The 21,125-nt window shown below is 58.1% G+C and carries 19 protein-coding genes and 1 other RNA gene; 7 read left to right on the top strand and 13 right to left on the bottom strand.

The features are described 5' to 3' along the window. Positions 1–5 precede the first annotated feature (5 nt). Positions 6–659 carry a PAQR family membrane homeostasis protein TrhA gene (gene trhA / locus B4M48_RS00760; RefSeq protein WP_104085471.1) on the bottom strand — a complete coding sequence of 218 codons (654 nt, stop codon included), beginning with the start codon at positions 657–659 and terminating at the stop codon, positions 6–8. Between the two features lie 174 nt (positions 660–833). Here trhA and B4M48_RS00755 point away from each other — a divergent pair, with 174 nt between their 5' ends. Beyond that, complete coding sequence (locus B4M48_RS00755) at positions 834–1,565, top strand: MurR/RpiR family transcriptional regulator (protein ID WP_039385630.1); 732 nt, start codon at positions 834–836, stop codon at positions 1,563–1,565. Positions 1,566–1,690: 125 nt separating this feature from the next. Further along, positions 1,691–3,130 carry a 6-phospho-beta-glucosidase gene (locus B4M48_RS00750; RefSeq protein ID WP_108570040.1) on the top strand — a complete coding sequence of 480 codons (1,440 nt, stop codon included), beginning with the start codon at positions 1,691–1,693 and terminating at the stop codon, positions 3,128–3,130. A gap of 19 nt (positions 3,131–3,149) precedes the next feature. Here the strand turns inward: B4M48_RS00750 and B4M48_RS00745 are convergent, their stop codons facing one another. The 8 genes from B4M48_RS00745 to B4M48_RS00710 all read right to left on the bottom strand — a co-directional run bounded on the left by B4M48_RS00745 (position 3,150) and on the right by B4M48_RS00710 (position 13,374). Then, on the bottom strand, positions 3,150–3,893 hold the full coding sequence (locus B4M48_RS00745) for an SDR family oxidoreductase (RefSeq protein WP_250341156.1): 744 nt from the start codon (positions 3,891–3,893) through the stop codon (positions 3,150–3,152). 59 nt (positions 3,894–3,952) lie between these two features. Then, on the bottom strand, positions 3,953–6,826 hold the full coding sequence (gene gcvP, locus B4M48_RS00740; RefSeq protein ID WP_104085468.1) for an aminomethyl-transferring glycine dehydrogenase: 2,874 nt from the start codon (positions 6,824–6,826) through the stop codon (positions 3,953–3,955). A 96-nt stretch (positions 6,827–6,922) separates the two neighbouring features. Beyond that, a complete protein-coding gene (gene gcvH, locus B4M48_RS00735; RefSeq protein ID WP_039380024.1) occupies positions 6,923–7,309 on the bottom strand; it encodes a glycine cleavage system protein GcvH in 387 nt (128 codons plus the stop codon). A gap of 20 nt (positions 7,310–7,329) precedes the next feature. Further along, complete coding sequence (gene gcvT, locus B4M48_RS00730; RefSeq protein ID WP_039380026.1) at positions 7,330–8,427, bottom strand: glycine cleavage system aminomethyltransferase GcvT; 1,098 nt, start codon at positions 8,425–8,427, stop codon at positions 7,330–7,332. A 600-nt stretch (positions 8,428–9,027) separates the two neighbouring features. Further along, entirely contained in the window at positions 9,028–10,230 is a 1,203-nt protein-coding gene (ubiI, locus tag B4M48_RS00725; RefSeq protein ID WP_039380028.1) for an FAD-dependent 2-octaprenylphenol hydroxylase, read from the bottom strand. Between the two features lie 13 nt (positions 10,231–10,243). Next, the gene (gene ubiH, locus B4M48_RS00720) at positions 10,244–11,422 is read right to left on the bottom strand and encodes a 2-octaprenyl-6-methoxyphenyl hydroxylase (RefSeq protein WP_283341201.1); all 1,179 of its coding nucleotides are present in this window, start codon (positions 11,420–11,422) and stop codon (positions 10,244–10,246) included. After that, positions 11,419–12,741 (bottom strand): Xaa-Pro aminopeptidase, encoded by a 1,323-nt coding sequence (gene pepP / locus B4M48_RS00715; RefSeq protein WP_082032641.1) that lies wholly within the window; start codon positions 12,739–12,741, stop codon positions 11,419–11,421. The genes ubiH and pepP overlap by 4 nt, the downstream gene beginning before the upstream one ends. A gap of 51 nt (positions 12,742–12,792) precedes the next feature. After that, a complete protein-coding gene (locus B4M48_RS00710; protein WP_039380033.1) occupies positions 12,793–13,374 on the bottom strand; it encodes a YecA family protein in 582 nt (193 codons plus the stop codon). 169 nt (positions 13,375–13,543) lie between these two features. Here B4M48_RS00710 and zapA point away from each other — a divergent pair, with 169 nt between their 5' ends. The 3 genes from zapA (at position 13,544) to B4M48_RS00695 (ending at position 14,833) form a co-directional block, all read left to right on the top strand. Continuing rightward, the gene (zapA, locus tag B4M48_RS00705) at positions 13,544–13,873 is read left to right on the top strand and encodes a cell division protein ZapA (protein WP_034823204.1); all 330 of its coding nucleotides are present in this window, start codon (positions 13,544–13,546) and stop codon (positions 13,871–13,873) included. Positions 13,874–13,912: 39 nt separating this feature from the next. Continuing rightward, positions 13,913–14,096, top strand: a non-coding RNA gene (gene ssrS, locus B4M48_RS00700) — 6S RNA. A gap of 134 nt (positions 14,097–14,230) precedes the next feature. Continuing rightward, positions 14,231–14,833 (top strand): 5-formyltetrahydrofolate cyclo-ligase, encoded by a 603-nt coding sequence (locus B4M48_RS00695; protein WP_104085466.1) that lies wholly within the window; start codon positions 14,231–14,233, stop codon positions 14,831–14,833. A 21-nt stretch (positions 14,834–14,854) separates the two neighbouring features. Here the strand turns inward: B4M48_RS00695 and serA are convergent, their stop codons facing one another. After that, positions 14,855–16,093, bottom strand: coding sequence for a phosphoglycerate dehydrogenase (serA, locus tag B4M48_RS00690; RefSeq protein WP_039380039.1), 1,239 nt, complete (start codon positions 16,091–16,093; stop codon positions 14,855–14,857). A 278-nt stretch (positions 16,094–16,371) separates the two neighbouring features. Next, complete coding sequence (gene rpiA, locus B4M48_RS00685; protein ID WP_039380041.1) at positions 16,372–17,031, bottom strand: ribose-5-phosphate isomerase RpiA; 660 nt, start codon at positions 17,029–17,031, stop codon at positions 16,372–16,374. Positions 17,032–17,213: 182 nt separating this feature from the next. Here rpiA and B4M48_RS00680 point away from each other — a divergent pair, with 182 nt between their 5' ends. Then, complete coding sequence (locus tag B4M48_RS00680; protein ID WP_039380043.1) at positions 17,214–18,119, top strand: LysR family transcriptional regulator ArgP; 906 nt, start codon at positions 17,214–17,216, stop codon at positions 18,117–18,119. A 39-nt stretch (positions 18,120–18,158) separates the two neighbouring features. On the opposite strand, the gene B4M48_RS00675 is transcribed toward B4M48_RS00680, so the two are convergent. Continuing rightward, positions 18,159–18,893 carry an oxidative stress defense protein gene (locus B4M48_RS00675; RefSeq protein WP_039380044.1) on the bottom strand — a complete coding sequence of 245 codons (735 nt, stop codon included), beginning with the start codon at positions 18,891–18,893 and terminating at the stop codon, positions 18,159–18,161. 214 nt (positions 18,894–19,107) lie between these two features. Here B4M48_RS00675 and B4M48_RS00670 point away from each other — a divergent pair, with 214 nt between their 5' ends. Then, complete coding sequence (locus B4M48_RS00670; protein WP_071668575.1) at positions 19,108–20,421, top strand: MFS transporter; 1,314 nt, start codon at positions 19,108–19,110, stop codon at positions 20,419–20,421. On the opposite strand, the gene B4M48_RS00665 is transcribed toward B4M48_RS00670, so the two are convergent. Beyond that, positions 20,405–21,103 carry an IclR family transcriptional regulator domain-containing protein gene (locus tag B4M48_RS00665; RefSeq protein ID WP_071668576.1) on the bottom strand — a complete coding sequence of 233 codons (699 nt, stop codon included), beginning with the start codon at positions 21,101–21,103 and terminating at the stop codon, positions 20,405–20,407. The two genes, B4M48_RS00670 and B4M48_RS00665, sit on opposite strands and share 17 nt — an antisense overlap. Positions 21,104–21,125: the final 22 nt, after the last annotated feature.

Genomic DNA, 21,125 nt, shown 5'->3' with positions numbered 1-21,125 from the left:
CCCGTTTATTTCACATAAAAGTAGATGGCGCAGAAGTGCAGCACGCTGCCGCCGAGTACAAAGCCGTGCCAGATCGCATGGTTAAAGGGTATCCGGCGCGACACGTAAAAAATCACGCCCAGGGAGTAGACCACGCCTCCCGCCGCCAGCAGCCAGACGCCTCCGGCGGAAAGCCGCATCGCCAGCTGATAGATCACCACCAGCGACAGCCACCCCATGCTGAGATAGGTCACCAGCGACAGCACCTTAAAACGGTGCGCAATTGTCAGCTTAAAAATGATGCCCGCCAGCGCCAGACTCCAGATCACCACCATCAGTCCGTGTGCCAGCGGCGATTTCAGCCCGACCAGCAAAAACGGCGTATAGGTGCCGGCGATCAGCAGATAGATAGCGCAGTGATCAAATTTCTTCAGCCATGGCCGGGCGCGCTGATGCGGAATGGCGTGATAGAGCGTAGAGGCGAGATAGAGCAGAATCATGCTGCCGCCATAGAGGCTGTAGCTGGTGATAGCAGTGATGCTCGCCTGCGTTTCCACTGCCTGCGTCAGCAGCAGCACCAGACCGATAATACCAAACAGGCAGCCAACGCCATGGCTGACGCTGTTGGCTATCTCTTCGGCCAGCGAATAACCGGGCGTAATGAGTACGGGTTTTACCATGGTGCGGGATCCCTGAAGATAAAGGAGCGTGTTTTTTAACCCCTTCAGCCTAACCAGAAATATTTTCAGTGTACACATGTACGCTCAATTATTTCTGTGTCAGGGTGTGTCACCCGGCCTGCGGTGCAATCTGGTACACTGCAGGCTCCTTTTGCTGCCTGAGCGATGTTCCGCATGTTTGCACACCGCGATCTCTCCAGCCTGAACGATCTTGAGATGCAGGTTTACCATTTCATCATCAAACATCCGCAAAGCGTCAGCTATATGACCATTCGCGATCTGGCGGCGCAGGCGGGCGTCTCTACCACCACCGTACTGCGCTTTTGCCGCAAGCTGCACTGTGACGGCTGGTCAGAGTTTCGTATCCGCTTTCGCCTGGCTCAGGAGCAGACCCCGCCTGCAATCCCCTCATCGGGCGCTGGCGAAATGCTGAGTTTTTTCAAAAGTATTCACAATGCCGAGTTTGAGCAGCAGATTGCGCAGGCCGCGCAGATGATCCTGCAGGCCGGGCATATTTTCTTTATTGGTGCCGGCACGTCGGGCAGCCTCGGTAAATATGGCGCACGCTTCTTTTCCAACGTCGGCAAATTCAGCCACCATATTGACGACCCTTACTATCCGGTTATGCCCGGAGTCAGTGAAGGCGCGCTGGCGATTATTCTCTCCGTTTCCGGCGAGACCGAAGAGATCCTGCGCTTCGCCAGTCAGTTCAGCCTTAACCGCTGCAAAATAATCGCCATCACCAATCACGACACCAGCTCGCTGGCAAAAATGGCGGATTTTACCCTCTCCTATCACGTGCCGCAGATCACGCTGGCCGGGCAGCACGACATCACCACGCAGGTGCCGGTAATGTACATTATCGAAACGCTGGGACGCACGCTGGCGCATATGCTATCCCCCTGAAAACACCCTGTTTTTTAGCTGTGACAGGTTACATTCTGCACGCGGTGTTATAGCGTGACATTCACCGGCTGCTTGTTACACTGCGGGAAATTCTGTTTTCACCCGACGTATGATGAGGCTGAACAATGCGTGATGATTTGCAGTTACCACATGGGTTTCTCTGGGGCGGTGCAGTAGCCGCGCATCAGGTTGAAGGCGGCTGGGATCAGGGCGGCAAAGGCGTCAGTATCGCTGACGTGCTGACCGGTGGTGCACACGGCGTTGACCGCGTGATCACCGACGGCGTACAGCCGGGCAAACACTATCCTAATCACCAGGCGGTAGAGTTTTACTCACACTACAAACAGGACGTGGCGCTGTTTGCTGAGATGGGCTTTAAGTGCTTCCGCACCTCGATTGCCTGGACGCGCATCTTCCCCAACGGCGATGAAGCGCAGCCCAACGAGGCGGGCCTGCAGTTTTATGATGACCTGTTCGATGAGCTGCTGAAATATGGTATCGAACCGGTGATCACTCTCTCTCACTTTGAGATGCCTTATCATCTGGTAAAAGAGTATGGCGGCTGGGCTGACCGCCGGGTGGTCGATTTCTTTGTGCGCTTCAGCGATGTGGTGATGACGCGCTATCAGCACAAAGTGAAGTACTGGATGACTTTTAACGAGATCAACAACCAGCGCAACTGGCAATATCCGCTGTTTGGCTACTGCTGTTCCGGCGTGGTGTTTACTGAGCATGAGAAGCCAGAGCAGACGATGTATCAGGTTATGCATCACCAGTTTGTCGCCAGTGCAAAGGTGGTGAAACGCGGTCATGAGATCAATCCCGGTTTTCAGATCGGCTGCATGATCGCCATGGTGCCGGTCTATCCCTTCTCCTGTCATCCGGATGATGTCATGCGGGCGCAGGAGGCGATGCATCAGCGTTACGTTTTCAGCGACGTGCAGATGCGCGGCGCTTACCCCGCTTACACGCTGAAAGAGTGGGCGCGCAAAGGCTACCACATCGAGATGGCAGCAGATGATGCCGAAACCCTGCAGCAGGGCTGCTGCGACTACATCGGTTTCAGCTATTACATGAGCAACGCGGTCGATACCCGCGCCAGCGGCGTGGATGATCCGATCACCGGCTTTGACGGCGTGGTACCCAATCCGCACGTTAAAGCGTCAGACTGGGGCTGGCAGATCGATCCGGTGGGCCTGCGCTATGTGCTGAATTCACTCTATGAGCGCTATCAGAAGCCGCTGTTTATTGTGGAAAATGGCTTCGGCGCGATCGATAAACCTGATGCGGAGGGCTTTATCGCCGACGACTACCGCATTGACTACCTGCGGGCGCATATCGAAGAGATGAAAAAAGCGGTGGCGCTGGATGGTGTCGAGCTGCTGGGCTACACGCCGTGGGGCTGCATCGACTGCGTCTCGTTCACCACCGGTCAGTACAGCAAGCGCTATGGCTTTATCCACGTCGACAAAAACGACGACGGCAGCGGCACCTTTGCGCGTTCAAAGAAAAAGAGCTTCAGCTGGTATCAGCAGGTGATCGCCAGCAACGGCGCCACGCTCTGACCGGCGATGCGGGCGGATGTCAGAGTCCGCCCGTCACGTCCAGCATGCTGCCGGTGACATACGCGGCGGCATCGCTGCTCAGCCAGAGGATCGCGCGGGCGATCTCTTCCGGCTGCGCGCCGCGTCCCAGTGGAATACGCTGCGCCACCCGATCAACCCGATCCGGCTCGCCGCCATCCGCATGCATGTCGGTATACGTGGAGCCGGGACGCACACCGGTTACCCGGATCCCCTGGGCGGCCACTTCGCGCGCCAGCCCGCGGGTCAGCGTGTCCACCGCCGCTTTTGATGCTGCATAATCCACATATTCGTCCGGCGCGCCGCTGTGTACGGCACCTGATGAAACATTCACAATCACACCGCCCTCCCCGCCGTGCGCCCTGCTCATGCGTTTCACCGCTTCCCGGCAGCAGATAAAAGTCCCGGTGACGTTCGTCGCCAGCACCCGCTGAATCCGCTCAGCGCTCAGCGCCTCTACCCGGCACTGCGTAAACAGAATTCCGGCGTTGTTCACCACTATCCGTAGTGCGCCCGGCTGCTCATCCAGCTGCGCAAACAGCCTCACGACCTGCGCCTCATCAGCAATATCCGCCTGCAGCGCGCAGGCGCTGCCGCCCCGGCGAATAATCTCCCCGACCAGCTGCTCTGCGTCCGCAGCCCGCTGACGGTAGTTGATTACCACGCGGTAACCCGCCTGCGCCAGCAGCAGCGAGGTAGCGCGTCCGATGCCCCGGCTGCCGCCGGTAACCAGTGCCAGATCCATATGTGCCTCCAAAAGAAAAAGGACCGGCAGCCGGTCCTTAAAGGGTCAGTTCATCGCGCTTACTGATATTCGCTCATCGGCACGCAGGCGCAGAAAACGTTGCGATCGCCGAAGACGTCATCAAGACGTTTTACCGTTGGCCAGTACTTATTCGCACTGCCAGCCGGGAATACCGCCAGCTCCCGCGTATAGGGATGCTGCCACTCGCCCACAATTTCCATTTGCGTATGCGGTGCGTTGACCAGCGGATTGTCATCAGCAGGCCACTCACCGGCGGTAACGCGGTCAATCTCCATGCGGATCGCCAGCATCGCGTCGATAAAGCGATCCAGCTCTGCTTTGCCCTCTGATTCAGTCGGCTCCACCATCAGCGTGCCCGCTACCGGGAAGGACATGGTCGGAGCGTGAAAACCGTAATCGATCAGGCGTTTGGCAATATCCAGCTCGCTGATACCGCTCTGCTCTTTCAGCGGACGAATATCGAGAATACATTCGTGCGCCACGCGACCATCTCGTCCGGTATAGAGGATCGGATAGGCCGATTGCAGACGACGCGCAATGTAGTTGGCATTAAGGATCGCCACTGAGCTCGCCTGTTTCAGCCCTTCTGCACCCATCATACGGATATACATCCAGCTGATAGGCAAAATCGAGGCGCTGCCAAACGGTGCAGCCGACACGGCGCCCTGCTGCGTCAGTACGCCATCAATCTGCACCACGCTGTGCCCCGGCACAAACGGAGCCAGATGCGCTTTTACGCCAATCGGTCCCATGCCCGGTCCGCCGCCGCCGTGCGGAATGCAGAAGGTTTTATGCAGGTTAAGATGCGAGACGTCAGCACCGATATAGCCAGGCGTAGTAATGCCCACCTGGGCGTTCATGTTGGCGCCATCCAGATATACCTGACCGCCATACTGATGCACAATCTGGCACACTTCGCGGATGGTTTCTTCATAAACGCCGTGGGTAGAAGGATAGGTCACCATGATGCAGGAGAGCGCATCGCCCGCCTGAGCCGCTTTCTCACGCAGATCGCCGAGATCGATATTGCCCTGTTTATCGCAGGCAACCACAACCACCGACATGCCCGCCATCTGCGCCGAGGCTGGGTTGGTGCCGTGTGCCGACCCGGGGATCAGGCAGATGTTGCGCCGGCCTTCATTGCGGCTTTCGTGATAGCGGCGGATCGCCAGCAGGCCGGCATACTCTCCCTGCGCCCCGGAGTTAGGCTGCATGCAGAGCGCGTCATAGCCGGTGAGCTGTACCAGCCACTGCGACAGCTGCCCAATCATCTGCAGATAGCCGGTAGCCTGTTCAGCGGGGCAGAATGGATGCAGTTCAGAGAACTCCGGCCAGGTGATCGGGATCATCTCTGCGGCGGCATTCAGCTTCATGGTGCAGGAGCCAAGCGGGATCATTGCCTGATTCAGCGCCAGATCTTTTTTCTCCAGGCTGTGCATGTAGCGCATCATTTCTGTTTCGCTGTGGTAGCGGTTAAATACCGGATGCGTCAGATATTCACTGCGGCGCTGCTGGCCTGCCGGAATAGCCGCACTCTCCGCCGATACGGCGGCATCAAGCTTATCAATATCCAGCCCGTGCGTGTCGCCCAGAAAAATGGCAAACAGCGCCTGTACATCTTCACGGCTGGTGGTTTCATCCAGCGTGATACCTACGGCGTCAGGCATATCGCTGCGCAGGTTTACGCCAAAACTCAGCGCGCGATTCAGCACGCCGGCCTTGTCAGCAACCTCAACGGTCAGCGTGTCAAACCAGCTGCCGTGGCGCAGCGTCAATCCGCCTTTCTGCAGGCCGGTTGCCAGAATGCTGGTCAGGCGATGAATGCGCGAGGCGATACGTTGCAAACCCTGCGGACCGTGCCAGACCGCATAGAGGCCGGCGATATTGGCCAGCAGAACCTGTGAGGTACAGATATTGGAGTTCGCCTTTTCACGACGGATATGCTGCTCGCGCGTCTGCATCGCCATGCGCAGCGCGGTGTTGCCCGCCGCATCGCGTGAGACGCCGATAATCCGGCCCGGCATTGAGCGTTTGTGCTCATCGCGGCTGGCAAAAAAGGCCGCGTGCGGTCCGCCATAGCCCATTGGCACGCCAAAGCGCTGAGCGGAACCAAACACAATGTCAGCACCCTGTTTGCCGGGCGCCTCCAGCAGCAGCAGCGCCATGAAATCAGCGGCCACGCTCACGACAACTTTGCGGCTCTTCAGCTCTGCTATCAGATCGTGATAGTCATGTACTTCCCCACTGGTGCCCACCTGCTGCAGAAGAACACCAAACAGATCCTCATGATCGCGTGCTTTCTCTGCCCGATCGATAATCAGATCAAAGCCAAATGTTTCGGCGCGGGTGCGTACGACATCCAGCGTCTGCGGATGAATATCATCGGCGATAAAGAAGCGGGTGGCGCTCTTCAGCTTGCTGACGCGTTTCGCCATCGCCATCGCTTCAGCCGCCGCGGTGGCTTCATCCAGCAGCGACGCAGAGGCGATATCCATACCGGTCAGATCCAGCGTCAGCGTCTGGAAATTCAGTAGCGCCTCCAGACGCCCCTGTGACACCTCAGGCTGATACGGCGTATAGGCGGTATACCAGCCAGGGTTTTCCAGCATATTACGCAGGATCACCGGCGGAGTGATTACTGCACTGTAGCCCATGCCGATCCAGGATTTGTAGCGCTGATTCTGACTGGCCATCGCTTTCAGCTCTGCCAGCGCCTGCTGCTCGGTCGCGGCGTCACCCGTGGCCGGCGGCCCGGGCAGCTGAATATCCGCCGGTACGATGGTGCTGATGAGTTCGTTTAGCGAACCGGCACCAATCGCTTCCAGCATGCTGGCCTGCTGGGCGTCGGTGGGACCAATATGGCGCTCGATAAATGCACCGTTATGTTCAAGCTGGCTGAGAGTCTGGGTCATTACAGTCGATCCTGCATCGGGCTGGGTTACACAAAGGACTTACAACAGGCAGATAAAGAAGAGGTGCCGCACTGCGACACCTTCAGAGGCTACCGGTTACTCATCGATACTGGCTTTATAGGCGTCAGCATCAAGCATGCTGTCGAGTTCAGCTTCATCGCTGGCTTGCAGGCGGAACAACCAGCCATCGCCATAAGGCGCGCTGTTCACCAGCTCGGGTGAGTCGGTCAGCGCCTCATTCACCGCTACAATTTCACCGCTCAGCGGTGCATAGATGTCGGAAGCAGCTTTAACCGACTCCGCGACGGCGCAGTCGTCGCCCGCGCTAAACGTAGCGCCAACGTCTGGCAGATCGACAAACACCATATCACCGAGCAGCTCCTGCGCATGCTCGGTGATCCCCACGGTGTAAGAGCCATCTTCTTCTTTACGCACCCACTCGTGGCTGTCACGGTATTTCAACGTATTTGGCACATTGCTCATCGCCATTTCTCCTGAAAAATTTACTGAGCGACCGGCTTACCGGCGCGTACAAAAACGGGTTTAGTCACTTTTACCGGCATTTCGCGATTGCGGATCTCCACAATGGCCTGCCCGCCAATACCGGCAGGTACGCGCGCCAGGGCGATGCTGCAGCCCAGCGTCGGCGAGAAGGAACCACTGGTAATCATACCCTGCTGCGGTACGCCCTGCTCATCGGTAAAGCGCACCGTCTGACCACCGCGCAGTACGCCTTTTTCCGTCATGACCAGCCCCACCAGTTTTTCAGTGCCCTGCTCGCGCTGCGCTTCCAGCGCTTCACGTCCGATAAAATCACGATCGGCCGGTTCCCGGCTGATGGTCCAGCCCATATTCGCGGCCAGCGGCGAAACGCCTTCATCCATCTCCTGGCCATAGAGATTCATACCGGCTTCCAGACGCAGCGTGTCGCGCGCGCCTAAGCCGGCGGGTTTTACGCCCGCGGCCAGTAGCTGCTGCCAGAACATTTCCGCCTGGTCAGCGGGCAGCGCAATTTCATAGCCTGCCTCGCCGGTGTAGCCGGTGGTGGCAATGAACAGGTCGCCTGACTGCACGCCATAAAAAGGCTTCATGCCGGCAACGGCGGCACGCTGGCTCTCATCAAACAGCGTCTGTGCTTTCTGCTGCGCATTCGGACCCTGCACGGCAATCAGCGCCAGGTCATGACGCTCGGTCAGCGTCACGCCAAACGGTGCGGCGTGCTGCGTTATCCACGCGAGATCTTTCTCTCGCGTGGCGGAGTTGACCACCAGGCGGAAAAAATCCTCCTGCATGAAGTAGACAATCAGATCGTCTATCACGCCGCCCGATGCGTTAAGCATGCCGCTGTAGAGCGCTTTGCCAGGTTGAGTCAGTTTTGCGACATCATTTGCCAGCAGATAACGCAGAAACTCGCGGGTCCGTGCGCCGTGCAGATCAACGATAGTCATGTGCGATACATCAAACATGCCGGCGTCGCTGCGCACTGCGTGGTGCTCATCGATTTGCGAGCCGTAGTGCAGCGGCATCATCCAGCCGTGGAAGTCCACCATGCGTGCACCGTCCTGCTGGTGCTGCTTAAACAGAGGCGTTTGCTGAGTCATAACCATCCTGTGAAAACCAATAAGCGGGGCTCGCCTGCGCGGTAATAAACGCCGACGCAAACGTTCTCTTTCAGCTGACGTTACCACTGAAAAACAGATTTAACCATAAGCAAAACGAAGTCGAAGCCGGGCCTCATCTTTGCAGTGCATCCCATAGCATGCAGCATAATCCGCTGCCTTTGTGTGATTAAACGCGCAGATTATGCAACTCCGGGGCGATATCTCAGTAAATAAAACACGCCACCGCGGGTGAGGAGCTAAATGGCACGGCTGTGCGATTAATCCTGCATGAAAATAACTAATGCGAATCTGGCGGTAAAATTAGAATAAATCAAACGAGGCATCATTATGGCGCAGAGCGCTCTGTTTTAGTGCGAACAGGGAGTCAGGAGGAGGTTTTTGCCGGGGCGCATAAATGCGCCCCCTACCATAGGGCGGGTGCGAAATGTAACGTCCGGGGGATGGGGTTGCCGGGGCGCATTAATGCGCCCCCTACGCCAGGGCGATGCGAAACGATGACGTCCGGTATTGAGCCACCGTAGGGGCGCCATTTATGGCGCCCGGGTTGATGCGGGTACGAAACGACAACGTCCTGGTTAGCTAGCGGATCCACTCTGGCAGGTCGTTCAGCCCCATCGCCTGCTTCAGCAGACGCGGCTTCACGCCTGGCAGCGTATCGGCCAGCTTTAGCCCGACGTCACGCAGCAGCTTTTTCGCCGGATGCGTGCCGGCGAACAGCTCGCGGAATCCCTGCATGCCGGCCAGCATCAGCGCTGCGCTGTGCTTGCGGCTGCGTTCGTAGCGACGCAGTGAGAGATGCTCACCGATATCACGACCCGCCTGATGCAGGCGGCGGATCTCACCAATCAGCTCAGCCGCATCCATAAAGCCTAAATTCACGCCCTGCCCGGCCAGCGGATGAATGGTGTGCGCCGCATCGCCGACCAGCGCCAGACGATGAGCTGCAAAATTGCGCGCATAGCGTGCCGTTAGCGGGAACGTTTTACGTTCGCTCTCAACGCTGCATAATCCCAGCCGCATATCAAAGGCTACAGAGAGTTGCTGATTAAACAGCGCTGCCGGCATCGACTGCATGCGCGCTGCTTCCTGTGGAGCCAGCGACCAGACGATTGAGCACAGGTGCGGATCCTGCATCGGCAGAAAGGCGAGAATACCTTCGCCGTGAAATACCTGACGCGCGATAGCATCATGCGGCATATCAGTACGCACGTTCGCGACCAGCGCATGATGCTCATAATCCCAGAACGTCAGCGGGATATCCGCTTTTTCGCGCAGCCAGGAGCCGGCGCCGTCGGCGGCTATCATCAGCCGGGCGCTCATCATGGTGCCATCTTCCAGCGTGATAAAGGCTTCATTATCACCAAACGCGACCTGCTGCAGGCGGGCCGGTGCAAACAGCGTAACATCTTTACACTGGCTGGCACGCTGCCACAGCGCACTGTGAATCACTTCATTTTCAACAATATAACCAAGATGCGACAGCCCCTGCTGCTCATCATCAAAGCTGACAGATCCAAAGCTGTCCTGATCCCACACTTCCATACCGTGATACGCGCTGGCGCGCAGGGCGAGAATAGATGACCAGACGTCGAGTTTCTGTAGCAGACGTTCACTGGCTGCATTAATTGCGGATACCCGAATCGACGCGGCGGCTGCCGGATCGAACTGCGGTTCCGCCGCTTTCTCCAGTACTGCAACGCGCAGACCACTTCCCTGCAAACCGCAGGCCACTGCCAGACCGACCATGCCGCCACCGGCAATCACCACATCAAATGTTTGCATTGCTGCCTCTTTATTAACGCTTTACCCAGCCGAGCGTACGCGCGGCCAGCGGATGTTGCAGCCAGGGGAGGTGATCCATAGCCACCAGCCCGAGATTTCGTCCTGCAACCAGCGGTGCATAACGGTTAGCGAACAGGCGCACCAGGCCGTCAGTCACGCCGATTGTCGCCGCGCGGTCAGCCTGACGCCGGGCGGCAAAATGCTGCAGCACCGCATAACTGCCAGGATCCTGCTGCTGGCGCCAGGCGCCGGCCAGCGTTTCCGCCAGCGACATGACATCGCGCAGGCCAAGGTTAAAGCCCTGTCCGGCGATCGGATGCAGCGTCTGGGCAGCATTGCCGACCAGCGCCAGCCGGTGCGTCACCTGACGATCGGCGGTTTGCAGCGCCAGCGGGTAAATTTCACGCTGACCGGCATGGGTAAAGCGACCCAGCCGCCAGCCAAATGCGCGCTGCAGTTCGCGCCGGAATGTCTCTTCATCCCACGCCCGCACCCGGGATTCTGCGGCTGCCGGATGGCACCACACCAGCGACATACGATTGCCGGACATCGGCAGCAGCGCCAGCGGCCCGTGCGGCGTAAAACGCTCAAACGCCTGCCCCTGATGCGGCAGCTGAGTGGACACGTTGGCAATCACCGCCAGCTGCTGATAATCCTCGCGCTGCCACTGAATACCGCATGATGCCGCCAGCGATGAGCGCGACCCATCTGCAGCCACCAGCAGCGTACCCTCCAGCGTTTCGCCGCTGTTAAGCGTCACCTGCGCATGCGCTTTATCACGCGTGACCTGCGTGACGTAATCGGGGCAGCGCAATGTTACGCCGGGCGCCTGCCGGAGACGCTCAAACAGGCGCTGTCCGACATCGAATAGCTCCACCACCTGCCCCAGCGCAGCCAGCTGATACGCCTCTGCGCTGAGCTGCACAAAGCCGCTGTGACCGCGATCGGAGACGTGAATGCGGGTGATCGGCGTGGCGCAGCCCGCCAGCGAACGCCAGAGGTCGATTGCTGCCAGCTGCTGGCAGGTGCCAGCGGCCAGCGCAATCGCCCGGCCATCAAAACCGGGGTGCGCACGGCTGGCCGGCTCGCTGCGCTCAATGAGCGTGACCGGTAGCCTGCCCTGCGTCAGATGCGATATCGCCAGCGCCAGCGTGGCGCCGGTCATGCCCCCGCCTGCAATCAGAATGGTCATACGCCGCGCGCCGCTGCCATCAGGGCTTCAATCGCATCCGGATCTTTCACCACGCTATCAGTAAGATTCTCATGGCCTGTCGCCGTAATCACAATATCATCCTCAATGCGCACGCCTATGCCGCGGTACTGCGGCGGCACGCTGGCATCAGGTGCAATATAGAGGCCCGGCTCTACCGTAAGCACCATGCCCGGCTCCAGCACGCGGTCGCGGCTCGGCGTACCGTAATCGCCGACGTCATGCACATCCAGGCCCAGCCAGTGGCCGAGGCCGTGCATGAAGAAAGGGCGATGCGCCTGCGCTTCAAATAGTTCGTCGATATTGCCGTCAAGAATACCGAGATCAACGAGGCCGGTGATCATGATGTGCACAACTTCATCATTCACTTCATGAATGCTGACGCCGGGCCGGAACATCGACAGCGCTTTATGCAGCGAAGCCAGCACAATGTCGTAGATTTCCCGCTGCGGCGGTGTAAACCTGCCGTTTACCGGAAAGGTACGGGTAATATCACCCGCATAACCGTGAAACTCACAGCCGGCGTCGATTAGCACCAGATCGCCGTCGCGCATTGCGCTTTCATTTTCGGTGTAGTGCAAAATGCAGCCGTTTTCGCCACTTCCGACAATGGTGTTGTAGGAAGGAAAGCGCGCGCCGTGGCGGGAGAATTCATGGTGGATCTCCCCTTCAAGCTGATACTCATACATGCCGGGGCGGCACTGCTGCATGGCGCGGGTATGCGCCAGCGCGCTGATTTTTCCCGCCTGACGCAGTATCTCAATCTCTTCTGCGCTTTTAAACAGCCGCATCTCATGCACCCAGGGACGCCAGTCGGTCACGCTGGCTGGTGCGCTAAGATTCTGCCGGAAACCGCGACGTAATTTTTCCAGTGCGCTAAACAGCAGCTGGTCAGCGTAACCATATTCGCCCTGCGCGTGATACACCACGTCAAGCCCGTTCAGCAGCAAGTGCAGCTGTTCGCCAATATCATCCCACGGCAGTGCGCGATCAACACCCAGCTTCGCCGGCGCAGCCTCCTGCCCGAGGCGACGGCCAGACCACACCTCGGCAGTCAGATCGCGTATGCGGTTAAACAGCACGCTGTGATTGTGATGTTCATCGCTTTTGATCAGCACCAGCAGCGCCTGCGGCTCGTTAAACCCGGTGAAATACCAGAAGTCGCTGTTTTGGCGGTAGCTATATTCGGTGTCGTTGCTGCGCGTGACTTCAGGTGCTGCAAAAATCAGCGCCGCGCTGCCGGGGGCCATCTGCGTAATCAGCGCCTGACGACGCTGCCGGAACTGTTCCAGTGTGATCATAGTTGCACTCCCTGTTGATAACGGGCAGCAGCGCTGCCCGCAATGACGCGCTTAGTGTAGCGTAGGTTTCTGCACTTCCGGTGCGGTTGGCGTATGCGGGCGTGTGAAGGTGTCGTGACACAGCAGCGCCGCGACGCGCACATACTCAATCACCTCTTCCAGCGACTGCTCCAGCTCTTCCTGATCTTCATCTTCTTCATAGCCAAGCTGAGCAATGGTACGCAGATCGTCAATCGCCTCGCCGGTTTCACCGGTGACTTTATCCAGTTTAGGCTGCGTAACGCCCAGGCCAAGCAGGAAGTGATTAACCCAGCCCGCCAGCGCATCAGCCCGGTCAAACACGGTAATATCATCTTCATCCGGCAGCATCAGCTGAAACAGAAAGCCATCCTCTTCCAGGGTCGTAGTCAGGCTGTCATGCAGCGCCTGCAGCGGCTGCGCCAGGCTCTGCGAGAAGGCCATGCCTTCATTAGCCAGATCGTGCACCAGCGTCTTCCAGCTGGCGTCCTGATTACCGCCACACAGGATGCCACACAGCAGTCCATGCATTTCGGCAGGCGTCATGCCCACACCCTGCTGAGAGAGGGCTGCGGCCAGCGCGTTGTAAGTGGGTGTTGCGTTCTGTAAAGACATAAGCTTTGGTCGTCGTTGGCAGAATAAGTTCGTGATATGCTACCACCAGGTGCCTCAGGGTTTCCAGAAAAGGGGTTGTATCTTCTTACCCGCGTCTATATAGTTGCGCACCTTCCGGGCCAGTGGCGAGCCGGGTGGAGCGAACGAAGTAATCAGTCAGGATGGTGGCATGTCTGCACAACCGGTAGATATACAAATTTTTGGTCGTTCTTTGAGAGTAAATTGTCCGCCTGAACAGCAGGATGCACTAAATCTTGCCGCAGAGGACCTCAATCAACGGTTGCAAGATTTAAAAGTTCGCACTAGAGTCACAAATACAGAGCAACTGGTGTTCATCGCCGCGTTAAATATCTGCCACGAGCTGGCGCAAGAGAAAGGTAAAACGCGAGACTACGCAGCAAACATGGAACAACGTATCCGCATGCTGCAGCAGACGATTGAACAGGCTTTAGTTGAGCAGGGTCGCATTACCGACCGCCAGGGCCCTAAATTCGAATAATACTTCATGGTTCTCATGCCAGAGCAACGATGAAGTCCTGTTTCTCTGAGATGTTTGCAAGCGGGCCAGTCCCCTGAGCCGATATTTCATACCAACAGAGTGTGACGCTCTGTAGCCTGTGAGCATGCTCGGTTCGTCCGAGAAGCCTGATGGTTGCGACGGCATACTCACCTTGAACCAAGGGTTCAAGGGTTACAGCCTGCGGCGGCATCTCGGAGATCTCTTTTCTGTTTTATCCGGCATCATTTCAGGTAGTAGCGTCAGCCGAGGCTGCGGCTGCTACCTGAAGCCAGTCCCCCTCCCCTTCTTTTGCATGTTATAGTCAGCGCAAGCTAACCCACTCTTTAGGGGGATCCTGTGTCCGCTATCGATTATTCCGAACGCCAGCTGCTGCGTCAGCATATCCGCCATCTGCGCCGGCATCTGACGCCTGAACAGCAGAGTGAAGCGGCCGAACAGCTGGCTGAGCACGCGATTAACCTGGCACCTGTCTCAGCGGCACAAAGCATTGCGCTGTTTCTCTCTACCGACGGTGAAATCAATACCCGCCCGCTGATTGCCCGTCTCTGGCAGCAAAAAAAAGCGGTTTATCTGCCGGTACTGCATCCGTTTGCGCCAGGCAACCTGCTGTTTTTGCGTTATACCCCTGAGACGCAGCTGGTCATGAATAAGCTGCGCATTCCGGAGCCGCCACTGGATATTACGCAGATGACGACGCTGGATCGACTGGATGTCATGCTGGTTCCGCTGGTGGCGTTTGATGAAAGTGGACAACGGCTGGGGATGGGCGGCGGCTTTTACGATCGCACGCTGCAGAACTGGCAGCGCCACGGCTGTCTGCCGATTGGCATTGCCCACGACTGCCAGCGCGTTGAGGCGCTGCCGGCAGCCGCATGGGACATCCCGCTACCCGCCGTGCTGACGCCGGCAAAGCTGTGGCAGTGGGATGCTTCGTTCTGACGGGCATATGCCCGTCACCAATCAGTAAAGCAGGCGCGCGCGCATAGTGCCCGGAATAGCGCGCATGAGCTGCAGCGCTTTATCCGCCACATCTTTTTCCGCATCGATATCAATCACCACGTAACCAAGCTGTGGCGAGGTCTGCAGGAACTGCGCCGCGATATTGATATTCTGCTCAGCGAAAATCTGGTTGATGGCGGTAAGAATGCCCGGACGGTTTTCGTGAATGTGCAGCAGACGGCTGGCGCTGGCACCGTGCATCGGCAGTGATACCTCCGGAAAATTAACCGCAGAGAGCGTCGAGCCGTTGTCGGAGTATTTTGCCAGCTTACCCGAGACTTCCAGGCCGATATTCTCCTGCGCTTCCTGCGTTGAACCGCCAATGTGCGGCGTCAGAATAACGTTATCAAACTCGCACAGCGGTGAATTAAACGGATCGCTGTTGGTTGCCGGTTCGGTCGGGAAGACGTCAATAGCCGCACCCGCCAGATGTTTGCTGGAGAGCGCATGGCACAGCGCCGGAATATCAATAACGGTGCCGCGTGCGGCGTTGATCAGCAGCGCGCCCGGCTTCATCAGCGCCAGCTCTTCCGCGCCAATCATGTTCTGGGTTGAAGCGGTCTCCGGCACATGCAGGCTGACCACATCACTCATATTGAGCAGATCCGACAGGTGACGTACCTGCGTGGCGTTCCCCAGCGGCAGCTTGTTTTCAATATCGTAAAAGAAAACGTGCATCCCCAGGCCTTCAGCCAGCACGCCGAGCTGCATGCCGATATGACCATAACCAATGATACCCAGCTTTTTGCCGCGCGCTTCATAGGAGCCGGTTGCCACTTTGTTCCAGATACCGCGATGCGCTTTGGCGTTCGCTTCCGGAATGCCGCGCAGCATCAGCAGCATCTCGCCAATCACCAGTTCAGCCACGGAGCGGGTGTTGGAGAAAGGCGCGTTAAAGACCGGAATACCGCGCCGGGCGGCGGCGTTGAGATCGACCTGATTGGTGCCGATACAGAAGCAGCCGACCGCGACCAGTTTTTCCGCTGCGGCGAAGATCTCTTCCGTGAGCTGGGTGCGGGAGCGGATACCGATAAAGTGCGCATCACGGACAGAGGCTTTCAGCGACTCCGCATCCAGCGCCCCTTTGTGAAACTCAATGTTGGTATAGCCTGCCGCGCGCAGATTCTCCAGCGCGCTCTGATGCACGCCCTCCACCAGCAGAAATTTAATTTTGTCTTTATCCAGTGATACCTTTGCCATTTCCCGACCCTATTCAGAATTCAACGTGGAGTGCCATAAGATTACCTTCTGCCAAAATAACAAATTCTGGCAATGCGGCAATACAAACGATTGCGACCACGGCAGCACGCCCCGGCTTTCAGGCAGCACAAATCCATACAAAATCGCAGGATGCCGGGAGCAGAGAGCAGGAATCGGCTCTCTATGCTCTGTTTGTGACATAAGTCACCAAATTCAGGCTGATAAAGAAAAGCAGAATTAGCCGGGGGAAAAACGGCGCGTCAGGCGCGCCGAAGAGATCATTTGAGAATGGTTTTGACGCCATCCGGCGTGCCAATCAGCGCGACATCAGCGCCGCGCGTGGCAAACAGGCCGACCGTGACCACGCCCGCCAGCGCGTTGATGTTTTTTTCCATCGCGACAGGATCGAGGATCTGCAGATTGTGCACGTCGAGGATGATATTGCCATTATCGGTCACCACCTGCTGCCGATACTCCGGCTGGCCACCAAGCTTAACCAGCTCGCGCGCGACATAGGCACGCGCCATCGGGATCACCTCAACCGGAAGCGGGAAACGGCCAAGGATATCAACTTCTTTGGACGCATCCGCGATACAGATAAACTTCCGTGCGACCGCCGCCACAATCTTCTCGCGCGTCAGCGCCGCGCCGCCGCCCTTGATCATCTGCATATGCGGGTTGATCTCATCGGCACCATCGACATAGACCGCGATATCATCCACGTCGTTAAGATCGAAAACCGGTATGCCCAGCGATTTCAGCTTCAGGGTGGAGGCTTCAGAGCTGGAGACCGCCCCCTCAATCTGGTGCTTCATGGTGGCCAGCGCGTCGATAAAATGCGCGGCCGTTGAGCCGGTGCCTACGCCAACAATGGTGCCTGGCTGCACATACTGCAGCGCCGCCCACCCTACCGCTTTTTTCAGTTCATCCTGGGTCATGGTATGTTTAAAACCTGTGCGACATCAAAGTGCGCGTAGTATAAAACAACGCGCTGTAAAAGTGCGCGACTCACGCACCACCGATTTTTACCTTTGGAAGCCAGTCCGCAAAAATGCACCCGCCGCACAGCGCGGCCATTTTGTGGCATAGTACTTTCCACCCTGAACGAGAGAGAACAATAATGAAACGCCCGGATTACCGTACGCTTCAGGCGCTGGATGCAGTGATTCGCGAGCGCGGCTTTGAACGCGCCGCACAGAAGCTTTGTATTACCCAGTCAGCCGTATCGCAGCGTATCAAACAGCTGGAAAACCTGTTTGGTCAGCCGCTGCTGGTGCGCACCGTTCCGCCCCGCCCGACTGAGCAGGGGCAGAAGCTGCTGGCGCTGCTGCATCAGGTAGAGCTGCTGGAGGAGGAGTGGCTGGGTGACGATCAGAGCGGGACCACGCCGCTGCTGCTCTCGCTGGCGGTCAACGCCGACAGCCTTGCTACCTGGCTGCTGCCGGCGCTGAAAGATGTGCTGGCGGACTCCCCGGTGCGGCTGAATCTGCAGGTAGAAGATGAAACGCGTACGCAGGAACGTCTGCGCCGCGGTGAAGTGGTGGGCGCCGTGAGTATCCAGCCGCAGCCGCTGCCGAGCTGCCTGGTCGATCAGCTGGGAGCGCTCGACTACCTGTTCTGCGCCTCACCCGATTTTGCCGCCCGCTATTTCCCCAACGGCGTGACGCGATCTGCTTTGCTGAAAGCGCCGGCGGTGGCGTTTGACCATCTGGATGATATGCATCAGGCGTTTTTGCAGCAGAATTTTGATCTGTCACCGGGCAGCGTACCCTGCCATATCGTTAACTCGTCAGAGGCGTTTGTGCAGCTGGCGCGGCAGGGATCGGTCTGCTGTATGATCCCGCATCTGCAGATTGAGCGCGAACTGGCGCAGGGAGAGCTGGTGGATCTGACGCCGGGGCTCTATCAGCGCCGGATGCTCTACTGGCACCGCTTTGCGCCTGAGAGTCGTTTGATGCGCAGCGTCACCGACGCGCTGATTGCTCACGGGCATCGGGTACTGCGTCAGGATGAGGTCACGGCCTGAGCATAGCGCAGCGGCAGATGCCGCTGCGGCCGTCAGCTATCAGGGCGTCGCGGCGTTTGGTTTGATTTCAAACACCACATCGACCTGATCGTCAAAGTGAATACTCTGCTGTTCATACGTCTGCTGCGCGGTGGTATCCGCCGGCGCGGCGGCAGCTTTATACATGCGCGCCATCGGCATCGGCTGATAGTTGGCTACGTGATAGCGAACGCTGTAGACCGGTCCCAGCTTCGCGTTAAAGCCTTCTGCCAGCGCGCTGGCCTGCTGCGTCGCGTTAGCAATTGCGGCTTTACGCGCCTGCTCTTTATAGCTTTCTGCGTCTGCCACACCCAGCTCAACGGTGCGGATTTCGTTCAGACCCGACTTCAGCGCGCCATCCAGCAGATCGTTCAGCTTATCCAGCTGACGCAGCGTCACTTCCACCTGGCGTACCGCGCGGTAGCCTTTCAGTACCGACTTACCCTCTTTGGTGTAGTCATATTCTGGCTGGGTGCTCAGATTAGCCGCATCGATATCTTTCTTTTCGATACCGCTCTTTTGCAGAAAATCAAAATATTGCGCAACGCGCGCGTCAGCCTGTTTTTTAGCATCGGCGGCTTCTTTGGAGGCGACGCTGACCATAATTGAGAGCGTCGCCATATCCGGACGCGCATCAACGCTTGCCTGACCGGAAGTGACCACGTGCGGTCCTTCAGGCACTTCTCCGGCCTGTACCATGCCCGACAGTGCGCCAGTGCTCATTGCGGCGACCAGCGCCAGTGCTTTCAGTTTCACAAACTCCTCCTTGGAAATCGGGTTACCGGCTGCCACTATGGCGAAACCGCTACCGCTTTACTATGCGTGATGCTCTGAGTTTACGCAGACAGAAAAGTTCGTTCGCGCTGCGTTTTAACCTGCTGCTGGCTGCAAACTTATCACTACAGGGTTGCTAAAAACAGCATTGTGCGTTTCGCTTGATGGATACTCTCTGTTTCCAGGAACCCTGCCCATGGCGCACGATCCCTCAAGCCCTGGCGCGCCTGCTGCTGACGTGCGCGTCGGGCGCACGCGTTTTCTGATGCTGGCGCTGGTGTTTGTGAACATCATTATCAACTATATGGATCGCGCTAATCTGGCCGTGGCGGCACCAGCGCTGAGCGCTGAGTTACAGCTCACGCCGCTGCAGATGGGGCTGATTTTTTCTGCGTTCGGCTGGATCTACGCCGCGCTGCAGATCCCGGGCGGCTGGCTGATTGATCGACTTGGTGCGCGTATGGTGTATGGCGTGGCGATGATCGGCTGGTCGCTTATCACCCTGCTGCACGTCTGCGCCAGCAGCGTGGCGGCGCTGGTCGGACTGCGGCTTGGCGTCGGCGCGCTTGAAGCGCCGGTGATGCCGGCGAATAACCGTATTATTTCCGGCTGGTTTCCCCTGCATGAGCGCGCCAGCGCCATTGGCATTTACTCTTCGGCGCAGTTTGCTGGTCTCGCCTGCGTCACGCCGCTGCTGTTTCATATTGAAGCCGCATTTGGCTGGCGCGGGCTGTTCGCTATCACCGGCCTGACCGGCATTCTGTGGGCGGGCGTCTGGTTTGCGCTCTATCGCGAGCCTGGCGAGCATAAACGGGTGTCAGCCGCAGAGCGCGCCTGGCTGCTGGAGAATGGCGCGCTGCCCGACAGCGCATCCGCCGGGCGCACATCGCTACGCCTGAGCGACGTGCAGCAGATGCTGTGCAACCGCAGACTGCTGGGCATCTGTCTGGGCCAGTTTTCTATTTCCGCTACGTTCTGGTTCTTTCTGACATGGTTTCCGACCTATCTGGTCCGGTACCGGCATATGGATTTCATCAAAAGCGGTTATGTCGCCTCGCTGCCTTATCTGGCGGCGTTTTGTGGCGTGCTGCTGGCGGGGTTTATCTCCGATTATCTGATGCGGCGCGGCGTTTCAGCGAGCGTAGCGCGCAAGCTGCCGGTTCTGCTCGGGCTGACGATGACGCTGTTTATTCTCGGCGCCAACTACACGGATAACACCACGCTGATCGTGCTATTTATGTCGCTGGCTTTTTTCGGCAACGGTCTGGCAACCATAACCTGGGTTTTTGTCACCACGCTGGCGCCGCGTCATCTGGTCGGGCTGGCAGGCGGGATGTTTAACTTTACCGGTGCGCTCTCCGCGATTGTGGTGCCGATTGCAATTGGCGCGCTGATCGACGGCAGTGATTTTGCTCCGGCGCTGATATTTATCGCCGCCCTGGCGCTGGTGGGGATCGGCAGCTATCTGTTTATCGTTGGCCGCCCCGATGAGATTACTGCTCGCCGGTGATCTTCTGCGCCAGCTTTTTCAGCTGCGCCACCCGCTGCGCCAGATGCTCGTCATCCCTCTGCCAGATTTTAGCGAACGCCAGCGCTGCGCGATTATGATTGATCGGCAGCGCCATACCAATCTCACCATCATCACGCTGCCAGATGAGATGATCGCTCTGGCGCTTGCGCGCCAGCAGAGGCGCCATCTGCGTCCACTGCGCCGCGGCAAAACGCGGCTGCAGCTGCACATCGGGCTCTGCGGCCAGCAGCGCCATGCCAATCACCGACTGCCACGCCGGCAGCATGCGAAATCCGGCCAGCGCCTGACTGGTGCGGGTGCGTTCACCGGGTTCTGAGTGCCAGATATAGATGACCTGATCTTCCCACAGCACGCCTAGCGCCACCACGATATCGTGCGGTGCATAGAGCTCCAGCTGCGGCAGCGCCTGCGCAAACAGCGAGGAACCCCGAATCGCCTGCGCCGCCAGGGCGTGAACCCCCGGTCCTGGCAGATAGCGACGCTGCTCATCCTGAACGGTGAGGCCGATCGACGCCATCGTCATCAGCAGGCGGTTAACGCGCGTGCTGTTCATACCCATCTGACGCGCCAGCTCACGCCCGCCAATGGCTCTGTCGCTGGAGACCAGATACTGCAGGCAGCGGATACCGTCAATCAGGCTCTGGTTAGGTTGAGAAGACATCGGTCACCTCCTGGCGCTAAAA

Source organism: Pantoea sp. UBA6567, assembly GCF_002434165.1.
Classification (GTDB): domain Bacteria; phylum Pseudomonadota; class Gammaproteobacteria; order Enterobacterales; family Enterobacteriaceae; genus Pantoea; species Pantoea eucrina.
This window is presented reverse-complemented; position numbering and strand designations above follow the sequence as displayed.